Raw genomic sequence first — 8,143 nt, 5'->3', positions numbered from 1 at the left:
GCGAAAATACGTCCAACGCTCAGTCTGCTGACGATAATCCCCGCCGTGGCAATGGCGCTGGCGCGCGGCGACGACGGGCTTCTGAAGGTTCTGACGCGCGGGCTGGAAAGGCGCGGTATCACGGTGGTCGGAGCGCACGAGATCGTTCCAGATCTCGCTGCCGGCGAGGGCACGCTGACCAAGGCAGGACCAAAGCAATCGGACTGGCGCGATATCGAGGCGGGCCGCGCGGCGGCCAAGGCAATCGGCGAGCTCGACGTCGGCCAGGCGGCGATTGCGGTCGGAGGGCGGGTTATCGCGTTGGAAGGCATCGAAGGCACTAAGGGCCTGCTCGAGAGGACGCGCGAATTGCGCGGACACGGCAGGCTCGCCGGCAAGACGCGCGGCGTTCTCGTCAAATGCGCCAAGCCAGGGCAGGAGCTGCGCGCCGACCTGCCCTCGATAGGCCCGCAGACGGTCGAGGCCGCACATGCGGCCGGCCTTGCCGGCATCGCCGTCGAAGCCGGCCGCTCGCTCATTCTCGAAAGCCCGGTGACTCTCGCGCGGGCCGATGCGCTTGGCTTGTTCATCGTCGGATTTACCGCGACGGAGCCGACCGATGGCCAGTGAGAGGCCGCTCAAGATCGCCATCGTCGCGGGCGAGGAATCGGGCGACTTGCTCGGCGCCGACATCGTGCGTGCGCTCGAGAAGACCACCGGCCGTAAGATCCGGCTCGTCGGCATCGGCGGCCGGCATTTGCAGGAACTGGGGCTGACACCGCTCTTCGACGGCAGCGAGATCGCGCTGATGGGCTTCAGCGCCGTCTTGCGCGACCTGCCGCGGCTGATGCGCCGGATCAGCCAAACAGCCGGCGCCATCGCGGCGGAGCGGCCGGATTGCCTAATCACCATCGACAGCCCTGATTTTTCGCTGCGCGTCGCCAAAAGGGTCCGCGCCGCCGCGCCCGCCATCCCGATCGTCCATTATGTCTGCCCGAGCGTGTGGGCATGGCGGCCGGGCAGGGCGGCGGCGATGAAGCCCTATGTCGATCACATCCTCTGCATCCTGCCCTTCGAAGTGAAGGCGCTCACCCGACTTGGTGGGCCTCCCGGCACCTATGTCGGCCACCGGCTGACCCAGGATCCCGGCGTGCTTGGCGCCGCCAAGGCGCAGAGCGTACCGCGGGACCTGTCGGAGGATCGCGTGAAGACGCTGCTCGTGCTGCCCGGCTCGCGCCGCGGCGAGGTGCGCCGGCTGATCGAGCCGTTCGGCAAGGCGATATCGGTCTTGCATCAGCGCGGTCACCGCTTGCGGCTGATGCTGCCGACGGTGCCGCATGTCGCCGACCTGGTGAAAACATCCGTCACGCGTTGGGACGAGAAGCCCGAGATCATCACCGATCCGGAGCGCAAATGGTTGGCTTTCGGCAAGGCCGATGCGGCTCTGATCGCCTCCGGAACAGTTTCGCTCGAGCTTGCGCTTTGCGGTGTTCCAATGGTCTCCAGCTACAAGCTCGATCCGATCGCGAGGCAGCTGCTGCAGCATCTGGTGACGACCTGGTCGGCGCTGCTACCCAACCTGATCGCCGATCGCGCGCTGGTGCCGGAGTTCTACGATCAGTATGTCAGGCCGGAGAACCTGGCGCGTCAGCTGGAAGCCCTGTTTGCCGATACCGGCATGCGCGCCTGGCAGCGGGCAGGCTTCGCCGAAATCGCCAGGCGCATGGCGACCGACAGGCCGTCGGGCGAGATTGCCGCAGAGGTGGTGCTGGGATGCATCAGAAAAGCGAATAGGGAGTAGCGAATAGCGAGTGGGCTGGCGCCACTCAGTGCCGCCAGTTCTTTCCCTATTCGCTACTCGCTATTTCGCTATTCGCTCACTCACCGCTTCGCAATCGGCACGTAATCGCGCTCCGTGGCGCCGGTGTAGAGCTGGCGCGGGCGGCCGATCTTCTGGTGCGGATCTTCGATCATTTCCTTCCACTGCGCGATCCAGCCGACGGTGCGGGCGACCGCGAACAGCACGGTGAACATGGTGGTGGGGAAGCCCAGCGCCTTCAGCGTGATACCCGAATAGAAGTCGACGTTCGGATAGAGCTTCTTCTCGATGAAATACTCGTCGGTCAGCGCGATCTTCTCCAGCTCCATCGCGATGTCGAGCAGCGGATCATCCTTGATGCCGAGCTCGCCCAGCACCTCATGCGCCGTCTTCTGCATGATCTTGGCGCGCGGATCGTAGTTCTTGTAGACGCGATGGCCGAAGCCCATCAGGCGGAACGGGTCGTTCTTGTCCTTGGCGCGGGCGATGAATTCCGGGATGTGATCGACATGGCCGATCTCGCCCAGCATGTTGAGGGCCGCCTCGTTGGCGCCGCCATGCGCGGGGCCCCAGAGGCAGGCAATGCCGGCCGCGATGCAGGCGAACGGATTGGCGCCCGAAGAGCCGGCGAGACGAACCGTCGAGGTCGACGCGTTCTGCTCGTGATCGGCGTGCAGGATGAAGATGCGCTCCATGGCGCGCGCCAGCACCGGATTGATCTTGTACTCCTCGCACGGCACGGCAAAGCACATGTGCAGGAAGTTGGCGGCGAAATTCAGCTCATTCTTCGGGTAAATGAAGGGTTGGCCGATGTGGTATTTGTAGGCCATCGCCGCGATCGTCGGCATCTTGGCGATCAGTCGCATGGAGGCGACCATGCGCTGATATGGGTCCGAGATGTCGGTCGAGTCGTGGTAGAAGGCCGACAGCGCGCCGACCACGCCGCACATGACGGCCATCGGATGGGCGTCGCGGCGGAAGCCGGTGAAGAAGCGCGACATCTGCTCATGCACCATGGTGTGGCGCGTCACGCGATAGTCGAAGTCGTCCTTCTGCGCCTTGGTCGGCAATTCGCCGTAGAGTAGGAGATAACAGACCTCGAGGAAGTCGCCGTGCTCGGCGAGCTGGTCGATCGGGTAGCCGCGATGCAGCAGGATGCCGGCGTCGCCGTCGATGAAGGTGATCGCCGACTCGCAGCTTGCCGTCGAGGTGAAACCGGGATCGTAGGTGAAGGCCCCGGTGGTGCTGTACAGCGCGCCGATGTCGATGACGTCGGGCCCGGTCGAGCCGCTTCGCACCTTGAATTCATGCGTCTTGCCGGCGAGCTCGAGCCTTGCGGTCGACTCGCGCGCCTTGCCGCCCGATTCCAGTTTTGTCGCAGCTTCGCTCATTGCAAACTCCTTTATGTTTTCTCATGCCGGCAAGGCAATTCCTGCAAACGACACGTCGAAATCACCGGAATGCGCGAACTTGCCACCGCATTTTAGGAGGTGCGTGCCAGATTGGGCCAAGGCCTAATGTTGCACTGCGAAACACACCTTTCAATGCCAATCTTCTTGGGCCAGTTCGCTCCTAATCGATTTGATCCGCAACCCGCGCCAGGCTCTCCTCACGGCCGAGCACAGCGAGCACATCGAACACGCCGGGCGAGGTGCTGCGGCCGGTGAGCGCGGCTCTCAGCGGTTGAGCCACGGCGCCGAGCTTATGGCCGCCTGCCTGCGCAAAATCGCGAATAGCGGCTTCCGCGGTCGCGGCGCTCCATTGGCTGGAGATCGCGGCGAGCGCGGCATGGGCGCCGCGCAAAATGGCGCGGGCGTCGCTGCCAAGCAACCCCGCAGCCTTTTCGTCGAGCCGCAAGGGCCGCTCGGCGAACAGGAAGCCGGCTCCATCGACAAGCTCGACCAACGTCTTTGCCCGCTCCTTGAGGCCCGGCATGGCGGCAAGCAGCTGTGCCTTGCGCCTGTCGTCGAGCTTGGCCGCGAGCGCCGGGCCACCCTCGAGATAGGGCAGGGTGGCTACGAGAACATCAAAGAGCGCCTTGTCGTCCATCTTGCGCATATGGACGCCGTTCAGCGCCTCGAGCTTGGCGAAGTCGAACCGGGCGGCGCCCTTGTTGACGTCGCCGATGTCGAACCAGGAGATCATATCCTTGATCGACATCACCTCGTCGTCGCCGTGGCTCCAGCCGAGCCTGGCCAGATAGTTGAGCAGGGCCTCCGGCAGATAGCCCATGGCGCGATAAGCCTCGATGCCGAGCGCGCCGTGGCGCTTCGACAGCTTGGCGCCGTCGGCACCATGGATCAGCGGGATGTGCGACATCGACGGCACGGTCCAGCCCATGGCGTTATAGATTACGGTCTGGCGCGCGGCGTTGGTCAGGTGATCGTCGCCGCGGATGATGTGGGTGACGCCCATATCGTGATCGTCGACGACGACGGCATGCATGTAGGTCGGGTTGCCGTCCGAGCGCAGGATGATGAAGTCGTCGAGGTCCTTGTTCGGGAATCGCACCTCGCCCTGCACGCGGTCGTGCACGACGGTCTCTCCTTCGGTCGGCGCCTTGATGCGGATGGCGCCCTTGACGCCGGGAGGGGCCTCGGAGGGCTCGCGGTCGCGCCACTGGCCATTGTAGCGCGGCGGCAGCCCCTTGGCCCGCGCCGCCTCGCGCATCGCCTCCAGCTCGGCAGGCGTCTCATAGCTGAAATAGGCCTTGCCCAGCCGTACGAGCTCCTCTGCCACCTCACGGTGGCGCGGCGCGCGCTCGAACTGCGACACGGCCTCGCCGTCCCATGAGAGGCCGAGCCAGGTCAGCCCGTCCAGGATAGCGGCCGTCGCCGCTTCGGTGGAGCGCTCGCGGTCGGTGTCCTCGATGCGCAGCAGCATCGTGCCGCCCGTGTGCCTGGCGTAGAGCCAGTTGAACAGCGCCGTGCGCGCGCCGCCGATGTGCAAATAGCCGGTGGGCGAGGGGGCAAAGCGGGTGACGACCTTGTCGGACATGGAACTCTCGGAAGAAGCACTGAAGCGGGCATGTTTGCGCGGACTTTCGCGCGGTGGGCGTTCATGTAGCATAGGAGGTCTGGGGCGCAAGGGGCAGACCCGATGGCTGGACGTGGCCGGGGTGCGGAGGAGGGCGAGGAGACGACGGCTGGCGTGAGCGAGCGCCTGCTGTTTGCCGCCACCGTGCCTGCCGAGGCTGTACCGGTTTTGGTTCCAGTGCCGCGTCCGGCCGCCGAAATTTTGCCGCCGGACGGCGATGCTTCGCTACAAGCTCGTCCGCCGGCAGCCATCGACTTAATCCGCAGGCGGTTCCGCCGTGCCTCGTTTTCCGCGTTTCGCCGGGGTGTGGCCGAGGCAGCCTCCACCGAGCTCGACCGCGGCATCGGCTTCCTGCTGGTGCCGGTGTTCCTGGCCGCCGGCGTGATACTCTATTATTCCTTGAGCGCCGAGCCGGATCTTTACCGACCGCTGGCGGCGGTGGCGCTGATGGCTCTATGCGCGGCCGTTTCGCGTCCCTGGCTGAAGACACACCTGGTCTTTATGGCGGCTCTGTTTTGCGCGCTGGGCTTCGTCGCCGCGAAGGTCGAGACCTGGCGCGCCGCAACACCGATGCTCGGCTCCGAAATCCAGACGCGGCTGACAGGCCGCGTCGCCGTCGCCGAGGAAATGGCCAATGGCCGCGTCAGGCTGACCATCGATCTCGTCTCGACAGCGCATCCAAAGCTGCGCTACGCGCCGGATCGCGTCAGGCTCTCGGCACGCAGGATCCCGGCCGGCATGAAGGCCGGATCGCTGGTTACGGGTTACGCACGGCTCCTGCCGCCGACCGGGCCGGTCCGTCCCGAAAGCTATGATTTTTCCTTCGACAGCTATTTTTCCGGCATCGGCGGCAGCGGATTTTTCCTCGGCGACCCGAAAGTCATTTCGCCAACGGACCCGATCGCTCAGACGAGCATCGCCTCGGCCATCGAGAACGCGCGCGAAAACATTGCCGACCACATCAGAAGCACCGTCGGCGGACCCGAAGGCGAAATTGCCGCCGCACTGATCGTCGGCGTGCGCGCCGGCATTCCGGAGGACATCAACGAGGCGATGCGGCGGACCGGCATCTATCACATCATCTCGATTTCGGGCCTGCACATGGCGCTGGTCGCCGGCACGGTCATGCTTCTGCTGCGCGGCGCCTTTGCGCTGTTCCCGGATTTTTCGTCACGCCGGCCGGTGAAGAAACATGCCGCGGCAATCGCGCTTATGTCGATCGCCGCCTATCTCGTCATCTCCGGCGTGGTGGTCGCCGCCGAGCGAAGCTTCATCATGCTGGCCGTCATGCTGATCGCCGTGCTTTTTGACCGCGCCGCGCTGACGATGCGCAACTTGGCGATCTCGGCCATCGCCGTCATTCTGGTGTCGCCGCATGAAGTGGTTGGCCCGAGCTTTCAGATGTCGTTCGCGGCAACCGCCGCTCTTGTCGGCGCCTATGCCGGCTGGTCCGACTACCGCGCCGGCAAGGTGAGAGCGCCGCCGGCAAAGCGTTCGTTCCTGCGGTTCATGTCGCATAAACTGGCAGTCGGAGCAGGTGGCGCCGCAATGACGTCGATCATTGCCGGAAGTGCCACAGCGCTGTTTGCCATCTGGCATTTCCAGCGCGTCTCGCCGCTCAGCCTGCTGGCCAATCTCGCGATCATGCCGATCGTCACGGTCGTGATGTTTCTCGCCGTCGCCAGCGCGGTCATGATGCCGTTCGGCTTCGACGGGCCCTTCCTCTATTTGATGGGCAAGGGCCTGACGGCGATGATCGCGATCTCGGCGTGGCTTTCGGAGTGGTCGCCGGTCGATGCCGTGGGCCTGATCTCGATCCATTCGGTGCTGCTGGCGACGATCGCGCTCGTCATCGCCACGATGGCGACTACCTGGCTGAGGCTGGCCGCAATTCCTTTGGCAGTCGCGGCCGTCATGATCATCCCGCAGGTGCGCACGCCGGACCTGCTGATCTCGGAGGACGCGCATCTGGTGGCGATGCCGATCGGCGGCGGCGAACTCGCCGTCAATCGTGCCCGCTCCAACGAGTTCACCACCGATAACTGGAAACGCGCGCTCAAGGCCGAAACGATCGTGCCGCCGGAGACATTCGCCAAGGGCACGCTGGACATAGCCGATCCCGTCGACTTGCCGCCTGGATCGCCCTTTTACTGCACGGGCGATCTCTGCATTGGCCGGCATCCATCGGGCGCGATCGTCGCGCTCGCCGAGAACCGCGAAGCTTCCCGACCTGCCTGCGACTTTGCAGACCTCATCGTCATCAACGACGCCACGGCCTACAATCCCTGCCGCGATCCACGTATCCTCGTCGTCACCAAGCGGCAGCTCGCGCGCGACGGCAGTGCCGCCGTCTTCTTCGATCCGCAATCGGCGACGGCGCGAGCATCCATTCAATACGCCGTCGAAAAACCGTACCGCCCTTGGCACGAACAGCGGCGCTACTCGCGTGAGGCGAGGGGGTTAGCGCCTTACAAGAAGCCCGAGAAGCCGGAAGCCAAGCCGCAGCCCCCTCAGTAGCGGCGGATGAGCCCCACCAGCTTGCCTTGAACCTTGACGCGATCGGGACCAAAGATGCGGGTCTCATAGGCCGGATTGGCAGCCTCGAGCGCGATGGAGGCGCCCTTGCGGCGGAAGCGCTTCAGCGTCGCCTCCTCGTCGTCGACCAGCGCCACGACGATCTCCCCGGGGCTCGCAGTGCTGGCGTTGCGGATGATGACCGTATCACCATCGAAGATGCCGGCCTCGATCATCGAGTCGCCTTTGACCTCGAGCGCGTAGTGCTCGCCGCCCGCGATCATGTCCGGCGGCACTGTGATCGAATGCGTCTGGTGCTGGATGGCGTCGATCGGCACGCCGGCGGCAATGCGACCCATCACCGGGATGGAGACGGCTGAAACGGCGTCGTCGTCATTGCTGGGCGTCGGCGTGCGGGCGGGCGCCGCCGGTTTGATCTGGCGGCCGAGATTGCCTTGGCCACCCTGGATGACGCTCGGCGAGAATTTCTTCGCCGCATTGAGGCCGGGCGCGATCGAGTCAGGCAGGCGCAACACTTCGAGGGCACGCGCCCGGTTCGGCAGCCGGCGAATGAAACCGCGCTCCTCCAGCGCCGTGATCAGGCGGTGGATGCCCGATTTCGAGGCAAGGTCGAGCGCTTCCTTCATCTCGTCGAAAGACGGCGGAATGCCACTTTCCTTGAGCCGTTCATGGATGAACATCAGCAGTTCATGTTGTTTGCGCGTCAGCATGGCGGCCCCCATGGGTTCTGAAACCAGAATCGAAAAACAAACCCAGAACAAACACTATCTGTTC

At 64.8% G+C, this 8,143-nt stretch carries 6 protein-coding genes; 3 read left to right on the top strand and 3 right to left on the bottom strand.

The features are described 5' to 3' along the window. On the top strand, positions 1-609 hold a 609-nt coding region (gene lpxI, locus EOA32_RS10830), incomplete at its 5' end, for a UDP-2,3-diacylglucosamine diphosphatase LpxI (RefSeq protein WP_128371741.1). After that, positions 599-1,780 (top strand): lipid-A-disaccharide synthase, encoded by a 1,182-nt coding sequence (lpxB, locus tag EOA32_RS10825; protein ID WP_128371740.1) that lies wholly within the window; start codon positions 599-601, stop codon positions 1,778-1,780. The genes lpxI and lpxB, both read left to right, overlap by 11 nt. 80 nt (positions 1,781-1,860) lie before the next feature. On the opposite strand, the gene gltA is transcribed toward lpxB, so the two are convergent. Then, positions 1,861-3,189, bottom strand: coding sequence for a citrate synthase (gene gltA / locus EOA32_RS10820; protein WP_095777720.1), 1,329 nt, complete (start codon positions 3,187-3,189; stop codon positions 1,861-1,863). A 181-nt stretch (positions 3,190-3,370) separates the two neighbouring features. After that, on the bottom strand, positions 3,371-4,795 hold the full coding sequence (gene gltX, locus EOA32_RS10815; RefSeq protein ID WP_128371739.1) for a glutamate--tRNA ligase: 1,425 nt from the start codon (positions 4,793-4,795) through the stop codon (positions 3,371-3,373). Between the two features lie 102 nt (positions 4,796-4,897). Here gltX and EOA32_RS10810 point away from each other — a divergent pair, with 102 nt between their 5' ends. Next, on the top strand, positions 4,898-7,351 hold the full coding sequence (locus tag EOA32_RS10810; protein WP_128371738.1) for a ComEC/Rec2 family competence protein: 2,454 nt from the start codon (positions 4,898-4,900) through the stop codon (positions 7,349-7,351). On the opposite strand, the gene lexA is transcribed toward EOA32_RS10810, so the two are convergent. Then, complete coding sequence (gene lexA / locus EOA32_RS10805) at positions 7,345-8,079, bottom strand: transcriptional repressor LexA (protein WP_066992799.1); 735 nt, start codon at positions 8,077-8,079, stop codon at positions 7,345-7,347. The two genes, EOA32_RS10810 and lexA, sit on opposite strands and share 7 nt — an antisense overlap. Positions 8,080-8,143: the final 64 nt, after the last annotated feature.

Source organism: Mesorhizobium sp. M1A.F.Ca.ET.072.01.1.1 (assembly GCF_004023325.1).
GTDB lineage: Bacteria > Pseudomonadota > Alphaproteobacteria > Rhizobiales > Rhizobiaceae > Mesorhizobium.
This window is presented reverse-complemented; position numbering and strand designations above follow the sequence as displayed.